Annotated in this window: 15 protein-coding genes; 4 read left to right on the top strand and 11 right to left on the bottom strand. The window is 62.8% G+C overall.

The annotated features are described in order from the left end of the window. Positions 1-280: 280 nt before the first annotated feature. Positions 281-1,150, bottom strand: coding sequence for a methylglyoxal synthase (locus QP457_RS00410; protein WP_180164679.1), 870 nt, complete (start codon positions 1,148-1,150; stop codon positions 281-283). A gap of 148 nt (positions 1,151-1,298) precedes the next feature. Between QP457_RS00410 and QP457_RS00415 the strand changes: the two genes are divergently transcribed. Further along, positions 1,299-3,737: a response regulator gene (locus QP457_RS00415; RefSeq protein WP_205405447.1), complete on the top strand. Its 2,439-nt coding sequence runs from the start codon at positions 1,299-1,301 to the stop codon at positions 3,735-3,737. On the opposite strand, the gene QP457_RS00420 is transcribed toward QP457_RS00415, so the two are convergent. From QP457_RS00420 to QP457_RS00430, 3 genes are all read right to left on the bottom strand, one after another. After that, the gene (locus tag QP457_RS00420; protein ID WP_099819476.1) at positions 3,723-5,168 is read right to left on the bottom strand and encodes an FAD-dependent oxidoreductase; all 1,446 of its coding nucleotides are present in this window, start codon (positions 5,166-5,168) and stop codon (positions 3,723-3,725) included. The two genes, QP457_RS00415 and QP457_RS00420, sit on opposite strands and share 15 nt — an antisense overlap. A 28-nt stretch (positions 5,169-5,196) precedes the next feature. Further along, the gene (gene gltB / locus QP457_RS00425; RefSeq protein ID WP_205405446.1) at positions 5,197-9,651 is read right to left on the bottom strand and encodes a glutamate synthase large subunit; all 4,455 of its coding nucleotides are present in this window, start codon (positions 9,649-9,651) and stop codon (positions 5,197-5,199) included. Between the two features lie 357 nt (positions 9,652-10,008). After that, entirely contained in the window at positions 10,009-10,398 is a 390-nt protein-coding gene (locus QP457_RS00430; protein WP_100554325.1) for an I78 family peptidase inhibitor, read from the bottom strand. A 116-nt stretch (positions 10,399-10,514) separates the two neighbouring features. On the opposite strand from QP457_RS00430, the gene QP457_RS00435 reads away from it, so the two are divergent. Beyond that, the gene (locus QP457_RS00435) at positions 10,515-11,573 is read left to right on the top strand and encodes a DNA topoisomerase IB (protein WP_180164671.1); all 1,059 of its coding nucleotides are present in this window, start codon (positions 10,515-10,517) and stop codon (positions 11,571-11,573) included. Positions 11,574-11,576: 3 nt separating this feature from the next. Here the strand turns inward: QP457_RS00435 and QP457_RS00440 are convergent, their stop codons facing one another. Beyond that, positions 11,577-11,885: a hypothetical protein gene (locus QP457_RS00440; protein WP_100461762.1), complete on the bottom strand. Its 309-nt coding sequence runs from the start codon at positions 11,883-11,885 to the stop codon at positions 11,577-11,579. A gap of 215 nt (positions 11,886-12,100) precedes the next feature. On the opposite strand from QP457_RS00440, the gene QP457_RS00445 reads away from it, so the two are divergent. Beyond that, a complete protein-coding gene (locus QP457_RS00445; protein ID WP_205405445.1) occupies positions 12,101-13,228 on the top strand; it encodes an SDR family oxidoreductase in 1,128 nt (375 codons plus the stop codon). On the opposite strand, the gene QP457_RS00450 is transcribed toward QP457_RS00445, so the two are convergent. The 3 genes from QP457_RS00450 to QP457_RS00460 all read right to left on the bottom strand — a co-directional run bounded on the left by QP457_RS00450 (position 13,225) and on the right by QP457_RS00460 (position 19,554). Continuing rightward, positions 13,225-14,283, bottom strand: a complete 1,059-nt coding sequence (locus QP457_RS00450) for a serine hydrolase domain-containing protein (protein WP_205405444.1) — start codon at positions 14,281-14,283, stop codon at positions 13,225-13,227. The two genes, QP457_RS00445 and QP457_RS00450, sit on opposite strands and share 4 nt — an antisense overlap. A gap of 1,972 nt (positions 14,284-16,255) precedes the next feature. Continuing rightward, positions 16,256-17,320, bottom strand: coding sequence for an AAA family ATPase (locus QP457_RS00455; RefSeq protein ID WP_205407016.1), 1,065 nt, complete (start codon positions 17,318-17,320; stop codon positions 16,256-16,258). Positions 17,321-17,346: 26 nt separating this feature from the next. After that, a complete protein-coding gene (locus tag QP457_RS00460) occupies positions 17,347-19,554 on the bottom strand; it encodes a DDE-type integrase/transposase/recombinase (RefSeq protein WP_205405441.1) in 2,208 nt (735 codons plus the stop codon). A gap of 1,511 nt (positions 19,555-21,065) precedes the next feature. Here QP457_RS00460 and QP457_RS00465 point away from each other — a divergent pair. Further along, a complete protein-coding gene (locus QP457_RS00465) occupies positions 21,066-21,611 on the top strand; it encodes a 3'-5' exonuclease (protein ID WP_205405440.1) in 546 nt (181 codons plus the stop codon). Between the two features lie 484 nt (positions 21,612-22,095). On the opposite strand, the gene QP457_RS00470 is transcribed toward QP457_RS00465, so the two are convergent. The 3 genes from QP457_RS00470 to QP457_RS00480 all read right to left on the bottom strand — a co-directional run bounded on the left by QP457_RS00470 (position 22,096) and on the right by QP457_RS00480 (position 26,301). Next, positions 22,096-23,610: a ThiF family adenylyltransferase gene (locus tag QP457_RS00470; RefSeq protein WP_240196571.1), complete on the bottom strand. Its 1,515-nt coding sequence runs from the start codon at positions 23,608-23,610 to the stop codon at positions 22,096-22,098. A 241-nt stretch (positions 23,611-23,851) separates the two neighbouring features. Continuing rightward, entirely contained in the window at positions 23,852-25,111 is a 1,260-nt protein-coding gene (locus QP457_RS00475) for a nucleotidyltransferase (RefSeq protein ID WP_205405438.1), read from the bottom strand. Further along, positions 25,108-26,301 (bottom strand): SAVED domain-containing protein, encoded by a 1,194-nt coding sequence (locus tag QP457_RS00480; protein ID WP_205405437.1) that lies wholly within the window; start codon positions 26,299-26,301, stop codon positions 25,108-25,110. Before QP457_RS00480 ends, QP457_RS00475 begins: the two co-directional genes overlap by 4 nt. Between the last annotated feature and the right edge of the window lie 55 nt (positions 26,302-26,356).

Raw genomic sequence — 26,356 nt, forward strand, 5'->3', positions numbered from 1 at the left:
CGACCAAGAGCAGCCGAGCATGGGCTGCGGCTACTGAAGCGCGCGCAGCGCGCGACCCGCTTGGCTCCTGCTCTTCTTTTTCTCTTCCGTGGTGAGCACGGAAACTGTCCGTGGCCGGGCGAGGTGGATTGCGCAGGGGCGTGAGCCACATGGATGCGGCGACCGAGCTTACATGGACGTACTTGCAGCGACCCCTGCGCAATCCACCTCGCCCGGCCAAACCCTGGCAATCCAGCTCTACGCCCCCCACCACGAGGGGCTCAGCCGTTGGCCGAAAACCTCATCGACCCACGCGCAATGCCGCCGCCTCCGCCCATCGCGCCGCCACCCGCGGAGCGGTGATGCACACTGCCTGATCGGTCACCGTGGTCACCGCCCGCTCCAGCAGCTGGATGTCCGCTTCATGCTGGCGCGCCACATGCGGATCCTCGAAGAAGATCGCGCGCTGGCAACGACCTTCCAGCACGCGGTCGGCAATCTGCGCATCGCCCCCCATCGGACCGCTCTGGTAGCGCGTCACCCATGCCGTATCCGCGGGCCAGCCGCGGCTCCAGGCCAGCTCGTTCAAGCGCTGGCCGGTGGTACCGGTGGCTACACGTTCGCCGAAGCGCGCCAGCACGTCGAAGTGTTCATCGGCGAACGCCAGCATCGCCGGCTTCATCGCATCGTGCGCGATCAACGCCAGCGTCTGCCCTTCGAACGCATGCAGGTCGTCGGCGCCGGCATCGGCGGCCAGGCCAGCATGGACGCGCTCCACCTCGATCCAGTCGCGGGCGGTGGCCACGGTGGAAATGAAAGGCTTGCCGTGGATCACGCACTGGCGCTTGAGCGCGGTCGCCTCGGGGAACACCGAGGAAGGATCCACCGGATCCATCAGATAGACCGCACCGTCCAGCGTACGCTCGGCGCCCATGCCCACCACTTCGGCCACCAGCTTCATCAACCCGCCTTCGCGACCGTACGGATAGCGCTGCAGGCCGTCGTAACCGGCAAGGAAACCGTTGCGCTGGATCGCATCGTGGGTACGTCCGACCGCACACAGCGTCACGCCCAGTTCGCGCAGCCCGGGTTCGCTGGCGCGCAGCCAGCGGAACAGTGCCGCGCGCGCGTCGTTGTGATGGAGACGGTTGGCGGCCAGGCCGATGCGCATCGAAAGCTCCGGGATCGGTAGAAGCGGCAGTGTATGTCGCTATTGACGGTTTCGGAGGGTTTTACAAATTTCCTCATTGTTGCTGGGAAGCGCGTCGCTAGCGTGACGGGAGGTCGTACCGCGATGCGGCCATGCCCCTGCATGCGACATGAGGATGTCCACCGTGAATGTCGCTGGCCCGTTGGCCCGCATCGTCGCCCTGTCGCTGTTGTCAGCACAGGCCTGGGCCGGACAGTGCGAAGGCCCCATCCTGCTTGCCTACCCCGCTGACCGCGCACCGTTGTCATCCAGTCTGGACGACACGCCACAGGGCCTGGTGGCCGCCTACCTGGCGCTGCTGCAGGAGCAGTACCCCACGCTGCGCGCCACACCGGTCGCGGCGACGGCGCTGGCCGCCGGCGCGCTGCCTGCCGGGACCCAGGCCGTGCTTGGCTGGCCGCGTGCGCAGAAGCCGAAAGGCTGGATGGCCAGCGTGCCCTACCTGCAGGTGCCGCAGGTGATCGTGCGACGCCCCGACGCGCTGCCGATCATCGGCCTCGACGGACTGCACGGCCGCGGCGTGGCCAGCCCCGACATCGTGCCACTTGCCCGGATGCTGGAGGAGTCGGGTGCGGCCGTGCCGCTGCTGCAGGTGGCGACATTGGACACGGCACTGCGGCTGCTGAGCAGCGGCCAGGTCGATGCGGTGGTGGGCAACCTGGTGGACGTGGAAGCCACGCTGCGCAATCAGCCGGGCGACGCGCTGGACGTGGCAGCGCCGGCCGGCTTCAGCGATGCACTGGTATTGGCCGCACTGCCGGCGTGCGCGCATCTGGTGGCCCGCTTCAACCAGCTGCAGGCAGGCATGACACAGGAGCAGCGCGAGGCATTGCGGGCACGCTGGATCGTGACGTCCCCTCGTCGCGGCCACGCGCCGGTGTCGCCCCTGCGCGGGTCGATCGCTGTGCTGCTGGTGCTGCTGACGATGGGCCTGGTGTATGCGTTCGGCTACTGGCGGCTGCACCGCGAAGGCCTGCGCAGGCAGGCCCTGGAACAGCGCCTGCAGGACGTCACCGCCAACCTGCCGGCGGTGGTGTACCGGGCGCGGCGCAGCAGCACCGGCGAGTACAGCGTTCCCCATATTGCCGGCGACGTGCACGCGCTGTTCGGGATCAGCGTGGATACCGCGCGGGTCGACCATGGCAGTCTGCTGGCCGCAGTCCATCCGCAGGACCGCCGCTCGGTGCTGGCCTGCGTCGACGCCGCCGCACTGGTGCGCGGGCCCATCGACATCACTTTCCGCACGCGCGGCCCCAACGGCTGGCGCTGGGTACGTTCGCACGGGCGACCGATTGCCTGCAGCGACAGCGGCGTGGAATGGAGCGGATACTGGATGGATGTCACCGAGGCGCGCGCACGTACGCAGGCGTTGAACGATGCCCGGCGTGACGCGGAGCAGGATGCCGCCGCGAAGACCCATTTCCTGGCCACCATGAGCCACGAGATCCGCACGCCGATGAGCACGCTGCTGGGGATGCTGGAGTGCCTGGGCAGCGGCGCACTGGATGCGCGCCAGCGCCAGGTACTGGCGACCATCGATGATGCCGCGCAGATGCTGCGACAGATCCTCGATGACGTGCTGCACAGCCAACGCCTGCAGTCGGGGCCACGGTCACCGCAGTGCCTGCCCACCGATCTGGCCGGACTGCTGCGGGCGGTGCAGCGCCTGCTGGCTCCGGTGGCGGCAAGCAAAGGTCTGCATCTGCGCTGCGAGGTGGATCCCGCGCTTCAGCGTGGGTCGTTGGCGGATGCGCTGCACCTGCGCCAGATCCTGTTCAACCTGGCGGGCAACGCGCTGAAATTCACCCTGCAGGGTGGGGTGGACCTGCAGGTGCGGGTGCTGCACCAGCGCGAGCATGGCCAGCAGCTGCGGCTGCAGGTGACCGATACTGGGGTGGGCATCAGCCGCGAGCGCCAGCGGGCGGTGTTCGCAGCGTTTACCCAGGCCGACGCCTCCACCACCCGGCGCTTCGGCGGCAGCGGCCTGGGCCTGGCGATCTGCCGGGAGCTTGCGGCGTCGATGGGCGGGCAACTGCACCTGTGCAGCACGCCGGGCGCGGGCACCACGGTGTGGCTGGACCTGTACCTGCCGGCCTGTGAGGCGCCGTCGGTGGAGCATCGTGATGATGCGGCTGGCCTGCCAGCGTTGCCGCCGGTGCGGGTACTGGTTGCCGAAGACCATCCCACCAACCTGCAGCTGCTGGTCCAGCGCCTGCGGGAGCTGGGCCTGCAGGTGCATGCCACCGCCAGTGGCGAGCAGGCCTGGCAGGCGTGGCAGACGCAACCGTTCGCGCTGGTCATCACCGACTGCCACATGCCGGGCATGGACGGCTTTGCGCTGGCCCGCGCGATCCGCGCCGATCCGCGTGCCGATGCGGCAAGTGTGCCGATCATCGCGTTGACCGCCAGCGTGCTCGACAGTACCCGTCAGGCCTGCCTCGACGCTGGCATCGATCGTTTCATCGCCAAGCCGGTTGAGCGCCAGGCACTGCATGCCACGCTCGCCGCGGTGCTGACACCGCTGGCCGGTCTGTCAGTGCGCCAGTAGCCGGACGATGCTGGCGGCGGCGTCGCGACCTTCGGCCACCGCGGTCACCACCAGGTCGGCACCACGCACCGCGTCGCCACCGGCGAACAGGCGCGGATGGGCAGTCTGGAAGGGCAGCTTGCCCTTGCCTCCAGCAAGGATGCGGCCATTGGCCTGGCCTTCCACGCCGTGCTCGGCCAGCCACGACGGCACACTGGGCGAGAAGCCGAACGCGATGATCACCACGTCCGCTTCCAGCAGCGACTCGCTGCCCTCGATCTGCACCGCGTTCTGGCGGCCGTTGGCATCGGGTTCGCCCAGACGCGTCTCGATGACCGTCACCCCGATCACCTCGTCATCGGCGCCGGCTTCGATCGACAGCGGCTGGCGGTTGAACAGGAAGCGCACGCCTTCCTCGCGTGCATTGGCCACTTCGCGCGCGCTGCCCGGCATGTTGGCTTCGTCGCGGCGGTAGGCGCAGGTGACCTTGGCGGCACCCAGTCGCACCGCACTGCGCACGCAGTCCATGCCGGTGTCGCCACCGCCGAGGACCACCACGCGCTTCCCATTGAGGTCGGGCAGGGCGATCTGGTCTTCCCAGCCGGCGATCGGCCGGCCCTGCGGATCATCGCCGCCGACGATGCGGCTGTTCTGCACCAGGAACGGCAGTGCCGGCAGCACGCCCTTCAGGTCCTGGCCGTCGAGGCCACCATCGGTGTAGCGGTAGGCGCCGGTACCGACGAATACTGCATCGTGGGTGTCCAGCAACTGCTGCAGGCTGATGTCGCGGCCGATCTCCACACCGAGGCGGAACTGCACGCCCATGCCTTCAAGCACGTCGCGGCGGCGGCGGATCACGTCCTTGTCCAGCTTGAAACTGGGGATGCCGAACTGCAGCAGGCCACCGACCTGCTCGTAGCGGTCGTAGACCACCGCGGTGATGCCGGCATGCGCCAGGCGATCGGCACAGGCCAGGCCTGCCGGGCCGGCACCGATCACGGCCACCGTGTGGCCGGTGGGCTGCACCGCGGTCATATCCGGCCGCCAGCCGGTGGCCAGTGCCGTGTCGACGATGTACTTCTCCACCGCGCCGATGGTGACTGCGCCAAACTCCTCCAGCGTGCAGCTGCCTTCGCACAGGCGATCCTGCGGGCACACACGGCCGCACACTTCCGGCAACGGGTTGGTGCTGTGGCACAGCGTGGCCGCTTCGTGGATGCGGTTTTCCTGCACCAGCTGCAGCCATTGCGGGATGGCGTTGTGCACCGGGCACTTCCAGCTGCAGTACGGATTGCCGCAGTCCAGGCAACGTCCGGCCTGGTACTGCGCGTCTTCCTTGCCGAACTTTCCGTACAGCTCACCCCAGTCGCCGGAGGTGCGCAGCTCAACCGGGATGCGCTGCGGCATGGTCCGGGGCAGGTCGAGGAACTGGAAGGCGTGCTTGCGGCTCATGATCGTCTCGGCAGTGCGGTGCGCGCGCTCACGCGGCGCGGCGCAGGGTTTCGGTCAGCGACTCGATGCTGGCGGCCTTGGGTTTGACCAGCCAGAACTTGCCGATGTAATCGCGGAACTCATCCATGATCTGCTGCGCCCAGATGCTGCCGGTCAGCTCGCGATGACGGCCGATCAGACGGTGCAGATGCTGGCGATAGTTCTCGAAACCTTCGGCGGACACGCGATGGATGTCGATCAGCTCGTGGTTGTAGCGGTCGACGAAATCGCGGTCCACGTCCAGCACGTAGGCGAGGCCACCGGTGAAGCCGGCACCGAAGTTGAGGCCGACCTTGCCCAGCACCAGCACCACGCCGTCGGTCATGTACTCGCAGCAGTGATCACCGGCGCCTTCCACCACCGCCAGTGCGCCGGAGTTGCGCACGGCGAAACGTTCACCGGCGCGGCCGGCGGCGAACAGCTCGCCACCGGTGGCGCCGTACAGGCAGGTGTTGCCGATGATCGCGGTGCTGCGTGCCTCGAAGCGTGCGCCACGCGGCGGACGCACTACCAGGCGGCCGCCGGCCATGCCCTTGCCGACGTAGTCGTTGGCTTCACCTTCCACTTCCAGATGCAGACCGCCGACGTTGAAGGCACCGAAGCTCTGCCCGGCGCTGCCACGGAAGCGCAGTTCCAGCGGCGATTCGGCCATGCCCTGGTTGCCGTGCGCGCGTGCCACCGCCCCGGCCAGGCGGGTGCCGATGCTGCGGTCGGTGTTGTGGATCAGGAAGCGGTGTTCGCCGCCGCGCTTGTGCTCGATGGCCTCGGCCAGCAGGCCGTCCATCTGCGTGGCCAGGCTGTCCGGTGATTCGTACAGGCGCTGTGCGGCGCAGTGGCTGCCCGGGTAACTGGCGTCGGCCAGCAGCCGCGACAGATCCACGCGCACGTCCTCGCGTGGCGAGACGTCAAGCTGGCGCAGCAGGTCGGTACGGCCGACGATCTCCTGCAGCGAGCGTGCGCCCAGCACCGACAGCCAGCCGCGCACTTCCTCGGCCAGCAGGCGGAAGAAGTTCTCCACGCGCTCGGGTTGGCCGGTGAAGTGGTTCTCGCGCAGGCGCTCGTCCTGGGTGGCCACGCCGGTGGCGCAGTTGTTGAGGTGGCAGATGCGCAGGTACTTGCAGCCCAGCACGATCATCGGCGCGGTGCCGAAACCGAAGCTGTCCGCGCCCAGCAGCGCCGCCTTGACCACGTCCAGGCCGGTCTTCAGGCCGCCGTCGGTCTGCAGCAGGGTGCGCCCGCGCAGGTCGTTGGCCACCAGCGCCTGGTGCGCCTCGGCGATGCCCAGTTCCCACGGCACGCCGGCATAGCGGATCGAACTGACCGGCGACGCACCGGTACCGCCGTCGTGGCCGGAAATGGTGATGAGGTCGGCACCGGCCTTGACCACGCCGGCAGCGATCGTGCCTACACCGGCATGGCTGACCAGCTTCACCGACACCAGCGCGGTCGGGTTGACCTGCTTGAGGTCGTAGATCAGCTGCGCCAGGTCTTCGATGGAGTAGATGTCGTGGTGCGGCGGCGGCGAGATCAGGCCGATACCGGGCCTGGCATAGCGCAGCCGCGCGATCAGTTCATTGACCTTGTGCCCGGGCAGCTGACCGCCTTCGCCGGGCTTTGCGCCTTGGGCGACCTTGATCTGCAGCACTTCGGCATTGACCAGGTATTCGGCGGTGACGCCGAAGCGGCCCGAGGCCACCTGCTTGATCTTGCTGCGCTTGTCGGTGCCATAGCGCGCCGGGTCTTCGCCACCTTCGCCGGAATTGCTGCGGCCACCGAGGCGGTTCATCGCAATCGCCAGCGCTTCATGCGCCTCGGGCGAAAGCGCACCGAGGCTGATCGCTGCGGTATCGAAGCGCGGGAACAGCTCGCTGGCCGGTGCGACGTCGTCCAATGGCGTCGGCGTCGCCGCCGGCACCAGCTGCAGCAGGTCGCGCAACGCCGAGGGCGGGCGCGCATGCACGGCATCGCAGTACTGCTGCCACGCACGCGGGTCTCCACTGCGCGCCGCGCGCTGCAGGGTGGTCACCACGTCCGGGTTGTACATGTGGTATTCGCCGCCGTGCACATACTTCAGCAGGCCGCCGACATCCACGCCCTGCTGTGCATCCCAGGCCTGCGCGCACAGTTCACGTGCATCGGCATCCAGGCGTGCGAAACCGGCGCCACCGATGCGCGAGGCGGTATCGGGGAAGCACAGGTCCACGACCTCCGGTTCCAGCCCGATGATTTCGAACAGCTGCGCACCGCGATAGCTGGCCACGGTGCAGATGCCCATCTTCGAGATGATCTTCGACAGGCCCTTGTAGATGCCCTTGCGGTAGCGGCGGCCGATCTGCGACTGCTCGCCGCCCTTGCTGAGCTTGAGGATGCCGCGACGACCCAGGTCGAACAGGGTCTGGTAGGCCAGGTACGGGTATACCGCCGTGGCACCGAAGCCGAGCAGGCAGGCCATGTGGTGCGCATCGCGCGCGCTGCCGGTCTCGACGATCAGGTTGACGTCGCAGCGCAGGCCCAGGCGCGACAGGTGGTGGTGGACCGCACTGGTGGCCAGCAACGCATGCACCATCGGCCGCCCGGCCACCGGGTAGCGGTCGGACAGCAGCAGCATCACCATGCCATCGCGCGCAGCCTGTTCGGCTTCGGCGCAGATGCGTTCGATGCCCGCACGCAGGCCTTCGTCTTCGCTGTAGGACAGGTCGAGCAGGCGGTTGGCCTGCACGTACTGGTCCATCTTCAGCAGCTGGCGCAGCTTGCGCTGGCTCAGCACCGGCGAATTGAGGATGACGTGGTTCACCGTCTCCGGGCCGGCATGGAAGATGTTGGTCTCCTTGCCGAGCTGGGTGGACAGGGACATCGCGCAGTCTTCGCGCAGCGGGTCGATCGGCGGGTTGGTGACCTGCGCGAAGGCCTGGCGGAAGTAGTCGTACAGCGGACGGCTGCGCTGGCTGAGCACGGCCATCGGCGTGTCATCGCCCATCGAGCCGGTGGCTTCCTGTTCGGTCTCGGCCAGCGGCCGCAGCACCTGCTCCACTTCCTCGCTGCTGAGCTGGTACAGCTTGTGGTAACTGCGCAGGGTGCTTTCGTCGAAGGGTTCCTCCACCAGCGAGGGATCGATCAGTTCGGTCTGCAGGTAGGTGACGCCCTGCTGCAGCCACTGCTTGTACGGTGCACGGCCGCGGTTGATGCGATCGATGGCTTCCGAATCGAGCAGGTCACCGCGTTTGAGGTCGATGGCGATCATCTCGCCCGGACCGAGCTTGCCCTTGCGCACCACGCGCTCGGTCGGCACTTCCCACACACCTGCTTCGGAGGCGACCAGGAAGTGGCGATCGGCGGTCAGCATCCAGCGCGCCGGGCGCAGGCCGTTGCGGTCGAGGGTACACACGGCGTAGCGGCTGTCGCAGGCAACGATGCCGGCCGGGCCGTCCCACGGCTCGCTGTTGAGGCCGTGGAACTCGTAGAACGCAGCCAGGTCCGGGTCCTTGAATTCCAGCGACTGCGTGGCCGGCGGCACCAGGATGCGCAGGGCCTGGATCAGCTCCATGCCAGCGGACACCATCAGTTCCAGCATGTTGTCCAGGCTCTGCGAATCCGAGCCGTGCATCGAGATGACCGGGTCGAACTCGCCGATGTCGAAACGGGGCGTCTTCCACACCTTGCTGCGCGCCTGCGCCCAGCGGCGGTTGCCCTCGATGGTGTTGATCTCGCCGTTGTGGGCGAGCATCCGGAAGGGGTGTGCCAGTGGCCAGCGCGGCAGCGTATTGGTGGAGAAGCGCTGATGGAACACGATGGCGCTGGAGGCCAGTTCGCGACGCTGCAGGTCCGGGAAGAAGCGGCTGAGCTTGTCCGGCAGCACCATGCCCTTGTAGCTGATGGCATTGGGGCTGAGCGTGGTGACGTAGTAGTCGGCGTGCGCACGCAGCAGCTGTTCGCTGCGGCGACGGGCCAGGAACAGGGCCAGGCCGAAACCGGCGTCATCCTGGCCGACGCCGGCATCGACGAACACCTGTTCGATGCGCGGCAGGGTATCGCGCGCCAGTTGCCCGCAGACGCTGTCGTCGGTCGGTACCTCGCGCCAGCCGGCCACCTTGCAACCCACCGCCTCGATCTGCTGCTGCAGCTGTGTGCGGCACGCCTGCGCAGCGTCGGCGTCGTGCGGCAGGAACACCAGGCCGGCAGTGAAGCGCGCGCCGACGGCGATGCCCGCTTCGCTGGCCAGCAGTTTCAGGAACACATCGGGGCGGCGCAGCAGCAGGCCGCAGCCATCACCGGTCAGCCCGTCGGCGGCGACACCACCCCGGTGGGTCATTCGCGAAAGCGCGGCGATGGCGGTATCGACCAGCAGGCGCGAAGGCTGGTCGTCGAGCTGGGCGACCATGCCAAATCCACAGGCATCGCGCTCGGAGCGCGGGTCGTAAAGCCCTTGGCGGTTGCGGGGGGCCATCTCTACCTCGATGCAGATTGAAATGAACGGGGACACTCCTGCCCGCTCTGTAGAGCACGCCCTGTACGTCATGGTGGAGTGTGCCGCGCATGGCGCGGCCCGTCGGGAAGCCGCTTGGCGCACGCCCATACGGCGTTGCTCACCTTGCGCAGGCACTCGCCTGCGCTGCGGCGCGCGCCTTGTCTGGCCGCACGCCAAGGGTCTTCACACTCACCCTGACGCACACGCCGTGCTCTTCCTGGAGCGCATCGTGAGGCCACCGGATGCCTCGACTAGATCACAGGTTGCTGCAACGCCGCAATACACGGTTGCAGCCGCAACCAAAGCGCCGGCAAACGCTTGCCGGCGCGGGATGGGTCAGCCGCAGCGGACGCCGCTGACCACGTCCTTCGCGTCCACCTCGATGTTCAGGCGGTCGCCCACGAATTCCATCGTGGTGACGTCATTGGGGTGCAGGACGCGGATCTGCTTGGCCGCTGCATCTTCCTGGGCCTGCTTGCCCAGTGCTTCGGTATAGGCCTGGCCGACCAGGCTCTGCACCTGGCTGGCGTCGCAGTTGCCGACCGGCGGTGCTTCGGTGGCCTTGCCGGCTTCGTCGGCCGGCGCCTTGGCAGCCTCGGCGGCCTGCTGTGCGTGGGCGGTGGCCGAGTCCTGCTCATCCAGCGACGGCGCCTGGCAGGCGGTCAGGGCCAGCACGGCCGGCAGCAGCAGGGCGGAGAGGGAACGGGCGCGGATCGGGAACGACATCATGACTCCGGAATGGAAGGGACGGTGAAAGGCCGAGCATAGCGGCGAACCCACCCTCACGTGTTTGTCTTGCGTTATTGACGTGGCCACGCCGCGCCGCTCGGCAGACTGACGGCATGCCCGCCACCCCTACACCCGAACGCCAGGCCGCGCGCGCCGCCGGCCTGCGCTACGTCGATGACACACAGCCCGGTTTCAGCCGCGTCCGCGCTGGCAAAGGCTTCTCCTATCGCGATGCCGACGGTCATGCCATACGCGATGCCGCCACACTGCAGCGCATCCGCTCGCTGGCCGTGCCCCCGGCCTACACCGCGGTGTGGATCTGCGCCCATGCCAACGGCCATCTGCAGGCCACCGGCCGCGACGCGCGCGGGCGCAAGCAGTACCGCTACCACGCCGATTGGGCGGCGGTGCGTGATGCCGGCAAGTTCGACCGCATCATCGCCTTCGGCCAAGCGTTGCCGGCGCTGCGACGGCGTCTCGGCCGCGATCTCAAGCGCAGTGGCTTCCCCCGTGAGAAGGTGCTGGCGGTGGTGGTGGCGCTGCTGGCAGACACGCTGGTGCGCGTGGGCAACGAGACCTATGCGCAGGAGAACAAGTCGTATGGCCTGACAACGCTGCGCAACCGTCACCTGGATCTGCTTCGGGGCGGCCGGGTGCGCATGCGCTTCCGCGGCAAGTCCGGCCAGTTGCATGAGGTGACGGTGGGCGACCGTCGGCTGGGCGCGCTGGTGCGCAGCGTGCAGCAGCTGCCGGGGCAGGCCCTGTTCCAGTATCGCGACGACGCGGACGAGGTGCAGCCGGTGGATTCAGGCGCGGTGAACGACTACCTGCGCGAGGTGATGGGCGAAGACTTCACCGCCAAGGATTTCCGCACCTGGGGCGGCACGATGGCGGCAGTGCAGGCCTTCGCCGCCACCGAGCTGCCCGAACCGCCCAGCCAGCGCGCGCTGGCCAAGGCGCAGCGGGAGGTGGTCTGCCAGGTGGCCGCGCGGCTGGGCAATACGCCAGCGGTATGTCGCAAGGCCTACATTGATCCCTGCGTGTTTGCCGGCTGGGAACGCGGCGAGCTGACTGCACTGGCGGGCCTGCGCGGCCCGCGGCAGTGGGAGCAGGCGACGCTGAAAGTACTGCGTCGGGCGCGGCGCCTGGCCAAGCGCGGCGGCGCGTCGTAACGATCAGCCGCAGTAGATGGCAGTAATGTTGTTGGTGCGGCCCTTTTCGATGGTCAGGCGCTCACCGCCTTCACTGGCCGGCGGCACGCGCGGACCGTCGTGACGCAGCACCTGCACGTGCAGGCTGTCGCTGTCGACGCGGGCACGCTCGACGGTGGCATCCGATGCTGCAAGGCCGACCGCGCCGCGCACCATGTCCGAATGGCACTGGCCGGAAATCACCCCGTCGATCGGCTGGATCTGGGCGACGGGGCTGCTGCTGCAGGCGGCGAGAGCGAAGCAGACGGCGGCGGTGGCAATGGCATGTTTCATGGGGACGTTCCTCGTGTTGTGGCCTGCAGGGTGCGACGACGCGCGTGGTGGCGGAATGAATGCCGTGCACGCGATGGACACGGTGCGCTCACTGCCGCCAACAGCCTGCGTGGAGACACTGCACGAGCGGCGCACGCCGCCCCCGGTACTGCGGCGCACGCGCCCCGGTAGTGCCGGCCGCTGGCCGGCAACCCCCATCCCCCGAGGAGACCTGCATGGCCACCACCACGAAGACCCCCGCCCGCCGCAAGGCATCGCCGAAGGTGCGCAAGGGCACCCAGGCGGCGCCAGCCCCCGCCGAGACCGCCACATCCGAGCGCCCACGCGTGGTGAAGACCGCCACCCGCAAGGCCGCCGCTTCCGATCCGCGCGCGGCGCGTGTGGCAGCGCGGCAGCGACGCCTGCAGGACCAGGAAAAAGCGAAGGACGTACGCGCAGCGAAGAAGGCAACGAAAAAGGCGACCAAGAAGACCGCCACCCAGGCGGGCCCACGCCGTCAGCCGGAGACGATGCCGGCGCAGCAACTGGCCAAGCCAGGCCATGAGCATGCGCTGGAACTGGCACCGCGCTTCCTGGCACCGGACTACGTCGGCAGCGGCAAGCTGCAGGGCATGCGCGCGATCGTCACCGGTGGCGATTCTGGCATCGGCCGCGCAGTGGCAGTACTGTTCGCCCGCGAAGGCGCCGACGTCGCGGTGCTGCATCTGGACGAAGCCAAGGACGCCGAGCTGACCCGCCAGCACGTGGAGAAGGAGGGCGGCCGCTGCGTGGTGATCGCCGGCGACGTGCGCGATCCGCGCTTCTGCAACAAGGCCGTGAAACAGGTGGCCAAGGCCTTCGGCGGCATCGACATCCTGGTCAACAACGCGGCGTTCCAGCTGCATTGCGAACGGTTGGAAGACCTGGAAGATGCGCATCTGCAGGAGACCCTGCAGACCAACATCGGCGGCTACATCCAGATGGCGCGTGCGGTGCTGCCACATCTGGGCGAGGGCGCCAGCATCATCAATACCGGTTCGGAAACCGGCCTGTTCGGCAGCAAGGCGCTGATCGATTACTCGGCCACCAAGGGCGCCATCCATGCGTTCACCAAAGCACTGGCCAGCCAGCTGCTGCCGCGCGGCATCCGCGTCAACTGCGTGGCGCCGGGCCCGGTGTGGACGCCGCTGAATCCCGCCGACAAGCAGGCGAAGGATGTGGCCGAGTTCGGCAAGGACAGCGACATGGGCAGGCCGGCACAGCCGGAAGAACTGTCGCCAGCCTATGTGTTCCTGGCCTCACCGGCCTGCGCCAGCTACATCAGCGGGGTGATCCTGCCGGTGATGGGCGGGCCGCGCGGTTAGCGCGCAGCGGAATAGAAACCGGCAATACGCGGGATGAACTGCTGCGGGTTGGCGCCGACCAGATTGGTCAGCACGACAACGGCGAGGTCGTGCTCGGGATAGACGATGAAAGCCGAGCGCGCGCCGCCCATGCCACCCACCTGCAGGTCGGGCGCGGTGTTGAACACCGGCCAGCCGGCGGCCCAGTCGCCGGTGCTGCCATCGTTGAGGCGCTCGGCCGTCCACATCTGCTGCACCGCGCGCTGCTCCAGCAGGCGACCCTCCTGCAATGCAACCAACCAGCGTGCGGCGTCATCGGCCGTGGTGAGGATGCCGCCCCCCGCCCACAGGCTGGGCGGCATGTCGTAGAACCAGTGCGACAGCCGTGGCGTCGCATCCTTGGCATCGGTGGCGCGTGGCAGGTAGCTGTACATCGTCGCTGCGTCCGGGATAAGGTCGTAGCTGTCGCCGAACGTGGTGCGCGGCATGCGCGCGGTGGAGAACTGGCGTGTTGCCAGGAAGCGTTCGTAGGGCATGCCGGATTGCCGCGCGATGATCCGCGCCAGCAGCACGTAGTTGGTCTGGTTGTACTGGAAACGCTCGCCCGCTACGGCCTCTGCCGGCAGCGCGCGGACTGCCTGCCATGCGTCTTGTTCAGAACCACCGCCCAGCAGTCCTTCTGCATCGAGGATATCGGGCAGGCCGGAGGTGTGGGCAAGCAGCTGGCGCACGCGCACCGCCTGCCAGCTCGCGGGCAAGTCATCGAGATAGCGCCAGACCGGTGCGTCGAGATCCACCCGCCCGTCCTCTGCCAGCTGCGCCAAAGCGACGCCGGTGAAGGATTTGGTGGCCGAGTTGAGCGGGAACCGTGTGCTGCGGGTGGCGACCACGCCGTTCTCGACGTTGGCCAGCCCGTAGGTTTCCGACAGCACCACTTGGCCATCCTTGACCACGGCGATCTGCAGGCCCGGGATGCGCTGTTCCTGCATGGTCTGGCGGATGAAACGACGGGTCTGGTCGTTGGCCTGGTCCTGGTTGGCGGAGACAGCGGCGAAGGGCAGCAGGCTGATGATCATGAGCAGGGTTCGTAGCGTCTGGCGAGGCATGCGGGATCCGGAGGGCAGGTAGATCGGCGGCGATGACGGCTGCCGCAGGTGACAGGCCATGGGTCGGATGCGCGCCCCGGTGCAAAAGGTTTAATGTGCAGTTGATTAAAGATTGACGCCGAATTTCGAAAAAGTTTGTCGCCGCAGGAATTGCAGCCACTTCGGTCGTATAAATTATTGATTGGAAAGGAAATGTGTGAGCGCCTCAACGCGTGCGGTAACGCCCTGTCTCACGCACTTGGGAGCCAGAAGGCGGCCAAAGATTCAAAATTGACCGCTGAACAAGGGTAAGCCCACCCGGCTCCATCACTTCACGTAGTGTGAGGAAGAGTGAAAGAGGATCAACGTGGCGGGTGCCAACCGCAAGCGCGGCAGGAGGAACATTCCATAGCTCCACCTCGTCAAATCTCACGCCACATCCGTTGGCACAGAGCTGGCTGAGAAATTCACGCCCACCTTCCTGAAAGACCGCCAGTCGTCGGGTCGCTGGAGGACTCATGCCTGTGATGATGGCTAGAGCTGAAGGGCCGGAGAAACGAGCGGACTCAGGAATTTGCTCGCTGTAAGGGCGACGGACAATCTTAGTCACAGGACTTGCAGCGTGAGCTTGGACAAGAGACCAAGCGACAAGTGGCTCGTCCAGCTCAATTCGATATCCCTTGACTCCCCAATCCACGACCGCAAAACCAAAGGCAGAAATCTCACGGGCCACCAACCTGGCCCTCTGATAACGAAGTCCCAAAGAGAACAGCTTTCTTGCGACGACAAAGCAACGTTCACCACTGAGGAGTGCACTAGTGAGGACACTCTGCGCGGTAGGGCTCAGTAGTGCGCGACTCATCCTACTAGCCGAGCCCGCAGTCTAAGACTCGGGCGGCTTGCCAACGAGTTCTCTCTAAGTACTTCTCGGCGAGCACAGGGAAGGAACTGACAAAGTTCAAGTTCCTCATGGCGAACAGCGCACCTACCTGAGCAAGAGTCGGTATCGGATGTTCAGGAGGACTATGCATCCCCGCTTCAAGGGTCGTACGGATCGACTGAAGCAGGAGGGCTTCGCTCTTAATGCGTGCCCTGCCTGGAACGAAGTGGGAATCGAAGAAAAATCTATTCACTTGCTCTGCAGCAAGCTCAGGCGTGAGGATCAGGGACACTGCTGAGACCTGATACTTGCAAGCAGTGGCGACGACGTTGGCGATTGTCGGCAGACACGAATGTGCAACGTCTGGCAAGAGATCAGACTCCATCTCCTCTCGCAGCCGGCTGGAGCCGTCCAGCGACTGGTAGAAGGTTGCCAGGCAGCGCGCCCCCGTGCTCGTCAAATCTCCGGTCGAGATCGCACCAACTAGCTCTTGAACTTCAATTTCTCCAAAAAAAGGCCTGAATTCCGGACGGAGGAGACGAGTAGGCCCGACAAGGCTAGACGCGCAATAAACGCAGCGGTCAACGCCGTGAGTACTGAATACATTACGCTTTCCTCTAACAGGCTGCGGATCCATACATATCGGACAAGTTGTTCGCAACAGAACTTTGTGAAAGGGGCATCTCATCATGAAGCGCGCAGACCATATCAAACGGTCAAACGGTTGGCGCCCGACTCTGTGATCTTCGACAAAGCATTGCTCGCACCACGCCCGAATGTCTCGCAGCGATCTTCCAGTAGCAGCCCCGTTGTCAGCTGAGAGAGGAAGATATGTCAGCCTCGCTAAGTCTTTGTTGCCACTTAGAGCCTCGACAGCACTGAGCTGAGCGCGCAAATCAAATGCGCGCTGAGGCTTGCTGCAGTGTTCTCCAGTGGCAGAGTGCAACCTCGCTCGTCTAGCCAGTTCCACGAGCTGAATGAGGGTGACGCCATTAGCGCTCGCCAAGCGGAACAGAAACGACAAGAGAGACTCCACTTCATCTGTCGCAATACCGATCGGAAGGACCTTGAGAAAGAACGTGCTCATCGGACGCCGGGAAATCGATCGGGGTTACGTTGGAACGGCTTCTGCTTCTTGGGGCGCGGTACAGTTCGAGGCGTCTCAGCCTGCTTCTTCTTGGCAAGACCAATCAACGTAACTTCACCGCCTGCACCTGCTTCCCAATCCACTTGATGAAGTTGATCGATGCCATCCGCGATGTCCTTTCGCTGAACCTCCCACTGCAATTTTGTAGGACGACGCTCAGAGAGAGCTGCCTTGTCAAAAGGAATGCTCTGAGCCGAGCACCAAGACAGGCAGTCCTTGAGTCTGCGCTCAAGAACGCCGACACATCCATTCGACTCCGTCAGCAACATCTGTGCTGAATCGTTAAAGACCCGTCCTAGTCCTTCAAGCTTGGGGGTAGTCGAAAGGGTCTTGAGAATTCTCTTCCACTCGGTCAAGCCTGTAGTCAGTTCGTACGGAGCCAAGTGGAGCACGATCGTCCGAACTGCCAAGTGCGAACGAACCGAGAGCGCGGGCTCGAGTAGGTCGTAGCCTCCACACACAACAAGGTTTCGGTCAGACCCAGCCAATGTCTTTAGAGACTCCATCAGTGTCGCGGCGAACTGTGGATCCTTGGTGCGCGTGATAGCCTGGCCCTCATCGATCAACACGTACCGAACGCCTCGGCGGGACAGAAGCTCAGTCAAATTTCCCAGCAGGCCGTCCTCACTGAATCTATTCTCTCTTGGATAGAAGCCCGCCTGCTCACGCCGCTGAGGATCAAAAAGAGGGTGGCCGCCATCTTCAAGAAGTGATCGGATCAGCTGCTTGGGGGTCATCCGAGAGTCCCTGGATGGGTTCGCCTTCGCTCCAATGATAGGGACATGACCTAGCTCAACGAATGGGTAAAGCGTTTCTCGAATGTGCTTCGTGAGGAGGCCTAGCAATTGGGATTTGCCATTGTTGGAGGGCCCCACTATGAGGATGATGTCCCCGCCGTTGCTCAGGCTCGTGAAGGTCTTCAGATAGCGCCAAAGCGTAGCGAAGTTCGCGTGCATGATGGGTGCCGCCGTGAATGCTGGCGTCAGGTTCTCCAGCTCCAAGACAAACCTACTTTTCGGACACGCGATCATGGAGCATCACCGTCATGGATCTCGATCTCACCAAGATCGTCCCATTCGTCGATGTCGCCGCTGTCAGGCAGTGCGGAGTCCAAGCTTTGGCGGCATGGTGTTGGTGCCACGAGAAAATCCTCATCGTTGCTGCTGCCTGAAGTTACGTATGCCTCAAGCGACTGGTAGTCACTGGCGGCCACACGCAGGTTCCGACTGAGGTCGGGACCAGAGTAAGAGGTGAGGCGGTTGTCGCCGCGCCTAGCTCGTCTAGACACTTCGATTGCTTCGTGCAACGGCAGGAGGCTTGCAGTTGCCCCTCTTGCCTCGTAGTCATGCGCAGCCTCCTTCAAGATGGATTCAATGCTCCGTCCGGCCGATGCCAGCCGTTCGCGGCAAATCGCCGTATGCCAACGGCCATCCAAGAAGAAGTACATCACCGATCCACCGGACTCTGGATCGAGGCGAGGATGCAGCGCGGTCACTTTGATCGACTGACCGACCAGTACTGGAGAGAGGTAGCGACGATCATTCCAGCGTATGGCGCCCCTTGCTTCTGTCACGCTATGTGCGTCCTTGATGAAGGGTGAAGTGCACACGTGGAACCTGAAGTCCATCTCATGCGGGACTCCTTGGGGTCCAAAGAGATCCTCAGACTGCTTTCGCAGACGGATCAAATCTTGACCATCCTCTTCATAGGCTGATCCGTCATTGATCATGTCGATCGCGATATTGATATCAACCAGGAGATCACGATGACGCCGGTGCTCGAGATTCCTAGGCTGATGCGATGAGGACACCCCCCGTGTAGTCTTCACCGGCGGCACGTATCCGGTTCCACCCTTGATGGCGGTTTCCTGCAACGTCCAGTGGTAGCGTTCAATTTCACTGCCAGCCTTCGCCCTCGCCGGCGGGCGATGCATCACGGAGACTCCGAGGTCGGCCATGGCGATAGTGAACTGCTTGCTGCGATAGTCCGAGCCACAGTCAGTGTAGATGTATCGGGGCAGATACCCATGTTTGCGAACGCACTGGCGCATGAGAAGCCCGAGCGTGACTGTGCTGGGAGGCTCGAATCGAACGACGGCTGCAAGGATCTCCTGGTGCTTGTGGCAGACCAGACTACTGAGCTGAGGAAAGCGATCGGACTCCTTGCAGAGCACAGGAAGGCTGCAGTGATCACTGTGAGCAACCTGGAAAGGTAGCGTGCAGAGTGGCTTCTGAACGGCGGGGTCGCCGTAAGGTGAGTCTGAGTTCGCCTTGCGCTTCCCACCAACTCCATGCGCGTCTTTGAGGTTGTGGCGCCGGCGTCTCCAGAGTCCGTAGTACAAGCTAATCCCGACTGAGCCGATGACCTTGCCTTGTTTCGCGGCCTCAGAGATATCAACGCGGTACCTGGCAAAGGACTGCTGAACTGAGTCGTGGTTCGTGCTTCCGCGATCAATCCTGATGCGTGCAATCGCGAAATCGATGTCTTCGGGGCTGTACTTGCGCTTTCTGCCGCATTTGTCCCATTTCGGAATAAGGCCCTGTAAGCCTTGATCCTTGTAGGCCTTTCTAAGTCGCTGATGGGTGCGCTCTCCATAAGTACTGATAGAGCCGAACTCGGAAGTGTCTGCTCCCATCACGAGCGCAAAGCGAAGGCCGACGAGCAGTAGATGCTTGGGGTTGCAAGTGACCCACGCCATATCTTCACCACGCCTTGCCTCGGCCGCCAACTCATGAACGGCGGTACCTACTAGGCGGGCATTGCCTAGCGTACTGCAGATGCTCAGATTTTCGGGGTCCCACAAACTGCAGCGCTCAAGATCGACGAATACTTGGCCATCAGAGATGGCCCTAAGAATGTCCATCCCGTTAGGTAATCGTAGCCTTTCGAGAACTGTTGCTAGGCACGTCGGCTCGTGCTTGGCCACAAATTGTCTTATGCGCGAGAGTGTGTGTTCATCACACTCCGAGTCAACTATGGCCGGACTTGAAACTATTCTCAGGTTCTCTGAGTAGATCCATGAGATGGTCTCCGACGGAACCACCTGATGAGTAATGCCCATCTCTTCGAAGTGCTTATGTGGCGGCAAGTATGTGAAAAAGCCGTTCTCGTACGCCCAGTGATGTGGTCTGTCCTTGATAAGGGAGGTCAGCACTTCAAGTGGCTTGATCTCATATACAACTACTTTGTCACGGTAGATGACCAAGTAGTCTGGAGTATGGAGACAGTCTTGCACTCGACCGGCATCCGAGGTCCAAGGCACGGAGATCGTTGTGGGCTGGTCAATTAGGAAGAGAGTGGACGGGTTTGCGCTGATGCAAATTGCAAAGTCGTGCTCCGAGCTCGACTCAAACTGTATCGTTGCTGCAGTCGGGACTTCCCTAAAGCCGCCCTGCACGTAGCTCAGAATCTCGCCAATCCGACCCCGCTGGTGCGCTCCGCCGACCTTTCGACTTGGCCGACTATGGAGAGCCTGAATGACGTAATCGATCCCATCTTGCGTCAGACCAACGGAGCAAAGGTGCGAGATCGTCTCCTCCACACTCAAGAAGCCAGTCAGGCTACTTGCTGTACGAGGGCGGCAGCCTACAGACCACTCGGCCTCTGCGCACGGCCTCAACTCATCTTCAGATATGAACTGAAAATTGCCATTCGTGCATAGTGAATCCGGCAGACCTACCGGCCTTGTTGACCTGGCCATAATTTAGGCACAAAGACAGGCCTCCCCGCTTTGACGGGGCCCCACGAGGTGGTATCGTAGGGTCGTCTGGCCAAGAAATCAGACGTACCCTAGCGGTTCCCGAGGCCCGTGCTTCCGCAAGCACGGGCCTCGTTCTATGGGCTAGCCACTTAGTGCGCTTGCTCCTTATTGATCATCAGTCTAGTTCAGTCCATCAGTCCGCTTGTACTGATCAAACAGCCATCCGGCCAAGTCGCCCGCTCGAATGACGCGTGTTCTCCTCCCAGGAAGAAATACCGCCGGAATGCCTAGCCGGCCGTTTGCCGCAGCCCTACGTGCAGCTCCATAGGTTCGAAAACCCATCGCTTGCCAAGCCTCCGTAATCGGAACGAACAAGCCGTGCTCACTCGCGATCCGCTCAGTGAGCTCGCCGAGCGAGCGGGACTGAAGGACGTGTTGATGGATAGCGTGGGAATTCATCATCGGAACGCTAAACCATTTTTATCGTGAGGCAAACACCTCGCACAGACTCAGACTTGAAGCGCGTCCGGCACGCTGGCGACAGACTTTAGTAAAGCCTTGCGGCTAAAGGGCATGGCATCCCTTGCGTCATCGTTCACCAGTCGCACAGTTATTGCACTTGAGCGACGAACTTGAGCCTAGTGTCGCTGAGTTGCGCAGATGACGCGCGCGCATCGAAGCGACGTGCAGGGAGCGAGGGATCACTATCGTTCGCGTGGTGGCGCGTTGAGTGTTTGTACGTCGCATCCAGTAGTGCGGTGAGCTCGATGGCGGAAACCAATTGGCTTGGCCAACTGCCTAGGCAGACAGCATCATTTCTGTATGCAATTGATTAGTAATGATCGGTGCAATTTACAGCCTTATGAAACACTGTTGCTGCAAAGATTCGATTCCATTCGAATTGCAATCAGTGATCTCTTTGCCTTAATTTAGCGCCGCAACTTGTCTTGCTCTATCGTGATGCGCAGTAGCAGGCCAAATTGAAATCGGTGTGGGCCGCTAGGGCCAGCATCTAACTAACTACGTGGGCTATGGAGGCTGCGCCAATGCCGGAACACTTCATCTCAGTAGACGTTGAAACATCTGGCCCCATCCCTGGTGAGTTCAGCCTTCTGTCCATCGGGGCAGTCGTTGTCCATCAGCCGGAGTTGTCATTCTATGTAGAGCTGAAGCCTGACAGCCCAAGGCATGACCCAGAGGCAGTGGCCGTCACGGGCTTGGATCTTGATCAGTTGAGGCTGAGTGGCAGTCAGCCAAGTCGCGGGATGCAAGGTCTGTCCGATTGGGTCGCTAGTACATGCGTTGACGGGCAGCGACCAGTCTTCGTTGGTCTTAACGCTCCCTTCGACTGGTCGTTCGTCAACTACTACTTCCACAAGTACTGTGGAGGAAACCCGTTTGGCTTCACTGCGTTGGACCTCAAGGCCTACTTCATGGGGGTCGTTGGCGTCAGGTGGGATCAGACGAAGTCGAGCCAGATGTCATCCCTGCTCGGCCCCGCCCTGAGGCCGAATCACAATGCGCTCGATGACGCGCGGTACCAGGCTGAGCTTTGTCGACTACTTATGGTGCGGGCGGCTGGTCAATCATGACTGCGTGTCCATCACCCTTCTCTGAGCAAGGAGGGGCCTCCCCTCTCGAAAAAGCCATGCTTGGATCCCCTCGGGTTCAGGTGACTGGCCGACAATGACTGCCAGCGGATTCTCGAGGAATTGGGCATTTGCCTGTGCAAAGCGACCGACGCTGCTGATGTCTGTAGTTGAGATCCTGGGTACGCTTTGGGGATGGGTGTGCCAGTGACCGATGAGGCGCATTCCCAAGCTGTTGTACTTCCGGATCTCGTCCTTGCATCGGTTCGGGTCAAGCTCCAGCCAGGTCCAGCCGGCCCGGTCTCGGCCATCTGGTGCTGTTGCCACTGAGAGGACCAGGCCGCGTGGATCTGCTGGGTCAATGAAGAGTTGTCCACCGCGTTCGAAGTTCCACGCGCGTTGGCGATATCTGGCGAGCGACTCCAGGAGGCTTGCCGGTACGAGCACGGAGCCGTCAACGGCGGGCCAACTCCACTCCCAAAGAAGATCATTCATTAGGAACCGCCTCAGGCCACGCGCGGGTCAAGGTCATACTTGTCGCATGCTCAGGAAGGACAGGGCCGATGTAGCTTCCCCCAAGTCCTTCAGCCAGCTGCGGGTTCGACACACTACTAACCCACAGGCGTTCCTCTCCACGGTGAGCCAGGCTAGCAATTCCAACCTGTGCAACCATGCCGGCTACCCCTGACATTCCAATTTCGCCACCAGGGATGAAACTTTGCCCACACGCAGGCAACGGGACACTGCCGCCTCCTGGCCACGTTGTGAATGCGTGCTTGAACCTTCCTTTGTCCGTGAACAGATGGCGGGCATCTGCGGAGCCCGCAGGCGCGACTAGGGCATGACCGACGAGTGCGTTGGGCTCACTCCAGGATTGAATCAGTCGCCAGTTGGCGCCGTCGCTCTTCTTTCGCCAGAGTGCCACCTCTGATGCCCAGTCGGCACTGGTGACGATCACAATGTCAGCGCTTTCGAACACCTCTGGATGCGTCAGTAGCGCGAGTTCGACATGCGCCGGGATGGCGACTACCGAAACAATAGGAACATCTCGCTGTAAGCGGTCTCGCATCGCGAGCGCCTTGTTTCTACCGAGTTCATCCGTCCCCAGGACGTGACGACCCAAGTTGGCTGATGTCAGTTCATCGGGGTCAATGACGGTGAGGTGACCTACACCTGCCCGAGCTAGGTGTAGTGCAACTGGGCTGCCCAGCGATCCTTGCCCGACGATGACAATGCGGGCTTCAGATAGAAGAGGAGCGTCAATGCTCCGATCTCGCGATAGGATCTCGCGCCGATCAAGAACGTTGATGGTGGCCGAGACAATGACTAGGCTGTCCCGACTGGTCCGTGTCGCCTGCCTACGGCCCGCTCTCACCCCTAGCGTGACTCCACGATTCGGAAGCAGGGAGTGATCCCGCAGGTTCAGACAGTAGATGGCAGAGTCGCTGCCACCCGGAAGCTCCAGGGCGACCCATCTACTAATCATCGAGCTCGACTCTCCAAACCAGAATAGAAGTTTGGCGAAGTCGTCTACCGCCACATGGGGCGTGAGCCAGGCAAGCCATCCTTCTGGTGATGGGGCCTTGATCTCCGGATAGCTCGTCAACCTTAGATAGAATGCAGCGCTAGCCGGTGCCCGGATGTTCACCCGGACGCCTGCAACTCTCCTAATGTGTGCGCTGATATCGTCGGCGCTTTCAGCTATCCAGACTGGCTCAATGCCGTCATGTGACCGCATGCGTGGCACAGTGACGGCAATGAGGGATCTTGAACGCGAAGGTCGCTTCAACAGCGAGACGTTCTGATTCGAAACGGACTGCTGATTCTTCCAGTAGGAGATTGCCTCTCGCTGGAACTCCTCACTCCTGAAAGCTGGATCGGCCGTTGGGAGCGAGATTTCTATGATCTTTCCCAAGCGGGAAAGACTGTCTTTGACCACAGTCTCTGGACTTCCGTTTACAGGCTTTTGCTGGAATCCATGCAGGCACAGTCCGGTTTCCATCGCGTGCGGCCAAATCAGCCAGGGCGAAGGCTCGACCCGAAGACTCAAGGTCGATCGTGGGAATGACTGGGGAAATCCAACTCTTAGCCAGCGTTGAACCCCAGCGTAGTCGACGGGCAACGGGAGCCGGAAGACGGCAGCCTCACCAAGCCGTGGTGAAACCGGCTGCAACAGAGAGGCTCCATCGTCACCCAAGTAGGTATGGAGCGCGGCAATGCCGCGCTCCACAGGCGTGCCTGACTCAGCCAAGGCGGTCAAGCGATTCCGCCGCTTCTTGCGATTGACCACTGGACGCACCACTGCCAAACACTGCACCCATGCTCGCAATGTTCCGAGTATGTCCGGCCTTCCGTCCTGGCATGGTCCAGTCGTTCGGAATTTCGTTGTTCACTGCCGCAACGAAGGTTCCGCCAAGGGCAAAGCGTTCCTTGACTGCGTCATTGAAGGCTTCCGCGGACGGGAACTCCTGAAGTCCAATAGACATGGACTCTGTAGCGCTCGCGTGCCACTGATAGAAGGCTTGGACGTAGGCTGAGCCCTCATCGGCCCGATTCCACTTCTCGGCAAAGTTCTCGCCGCTGTCTTGCGGATTGCAGACCTGATACTGGCCATCCTCATAGCGGATGTACTTGGCCATGTTTCCCACGATCTCAAGTATTGCTTCAAGAGGCTTCCGCGGCCGCTGGTGCGAGTCTGCAGCGACATCTTCATATGCGCGTGTCGCCAGCGTTGTAATCACAGCGGAGATGGGGCGATGCTTGGGATCTCCGCTTCTAACCGCCCACTCATCGCGATGGCGCTTGAGGAGCTTGATGGCAGCACGCAAGGGGTCACTGTCGATGTACTGCTCATACTCTGGTAGCGGAGCTTGGGTGGCGGCATCCATCACCAACGCCTTCCTGGACAGCGCAGCGATGCTCTCCAGCGTGATCTCCTTCTTGGTCGCGGCATCGAGCCAGTGCATGTAAGGGATCGGGCTACTGGCTTTCCAAGCCATCAGTTCGCGATCAGGAACCTCAAGCTTTCCTTGCCCATCGGCTTCAGTATTGCCCGGCACTGCCCGAGCAGGAGTGACATCGATGTGGAAGCCCGGGTTTGTATCTGCATAGATGATTCGGACACCACGGCGGAGGAGCTTAACTTCCGCTTCCACGCGAGTTCCTTCAGAGATTCGATCATAGATCTCATCCAGTACATCTTGGGCGGACGCGCCGTCTGCATTTGGGAGCCACACAATCGCATCTGCATCCACCGTTCCAAGATCGGCTGGGGCACCTGCCAGGGGCTTGATCGTGGTTCGGAGCCCGATGGAGCCCTGAACGAAGATGTGAGCGTTACTCAGAATTGGATTGGAGGAAGCATTGAGGATCCCTTCCAGAACTCCGTAGCGGTCATCAATTTTTTCGTACTGCGCCTCGCTCAGGGAGATGGATCTTGCCGCACGAAGCAAGAAGTACTCCCAACTATCGCGCTTCGTATCGTGGTCGGTAGGCAGTGTCATGCACGATCTCCGGGGGTGATTGTGAAGGCTTCTACGAAACGTCCGTCCTGGGTCTTTTCACGGTCATAGACTACGTAGGGGTGCTGATGCTCGGTTGTCATCAGTGCGCCAAGTTCAACGCAGAAAGCGGCCGGTGCGGCGATGAACAAATGAATGGGTTCGGGGCTAGAGGCTTCAAGATGGCTCATGAGTATCTGCAGAGCATCTCTGAACGCGGAGATGGCGCCGCGGTTGCTGACAATCGAGTAACGAGGATCTTCGATCGTGAGCGTCGCAATGCGTGCGTTGGGTACTACCAGGAGCACATCCCGCTCTGGAATCTTCGCTGAGATGGAGACGACGAGTGCAACTGGCTCCGCCCCGTCATCGGGGATGTGAAGCTGGTATTCCGGTGGTGCAGCAGACGGATCGGGCCAGCGTAAGCCGTAATCGCGGCTCTTAGAGAACATCACCCGGTTGGATCGATCCCCGATAGTCTGGCCGAGCATGATCAACGCGGGGATGTCCGCCAAGCCCACCACAGCCAGAGCAGGTTGATCTCCGTAGCGGCCGCCGCGTCTCTCTAGTTGTCGCTCTAGATGATGCCGCACTTCGTCCTTGATGTTTGCCCAGTAGCGTTGATCTCGCCCATCTGCACCAGGAGACTTGAGCGTGATCTTGATGATGTCGCCAAAGGCGGACAGCCCTTCAGCAGACATCGCCATCGCGAGGTCTCGCTTGGAGATGTCGGCATTGGTGACGAAGTTGCTACCCTGGACAATCAATCCGATGGCGCGTCCGGCATCCGGCACGCTCGCCGCCAGTCGAATTCGCTCCTGAAATGCTTGATGCAGCTCTGTAAGGTCTGAAGTGGGGTAGCCATCGGCATCCCTGTCTACCCTATCGTGGCAACCAGGGCAGAGAAGCATCAAGTTGTTCGTATCGTTGGTGAGATCAGCTGCCTCCTGCGCTCCATGGCTGGGGTCAGCTCGAGGACCCTTCGGGCTAGCAGGCATGATGTGAGCAACTTCACCCCATGCCATTTCCTGGCTGACGCGGAAGTCGCAAGTAAGGTCTTGGCCGCAGAGCTCACAGTGGCCGGCGGATCTCACCCAGACAAGCTTCTTAATGTTGCCTGTGGTGTGAAATCGGCCGCTTCCGGCCGAAGCGTCTGGCGATGTTACTTCTGCGTCTTCATGAGCCTGTTCCATGTGATCCCTCCTTGACGACCCCTTCATTCTTTGGGGTGCCAAGGTGTGATTCAAG

It is taken from the genome of Stenotrophomonas sp. As-7, from assembly GCF_030291015.1.
Classification (GTDB): domain Bacteria; phylum Pseudomonadota; class Gammaproteobacteria; order Xanthomonadales; family Xanthomonadaceae; genus Stenotrophomonas; species Stenotrophomonas lactitubi.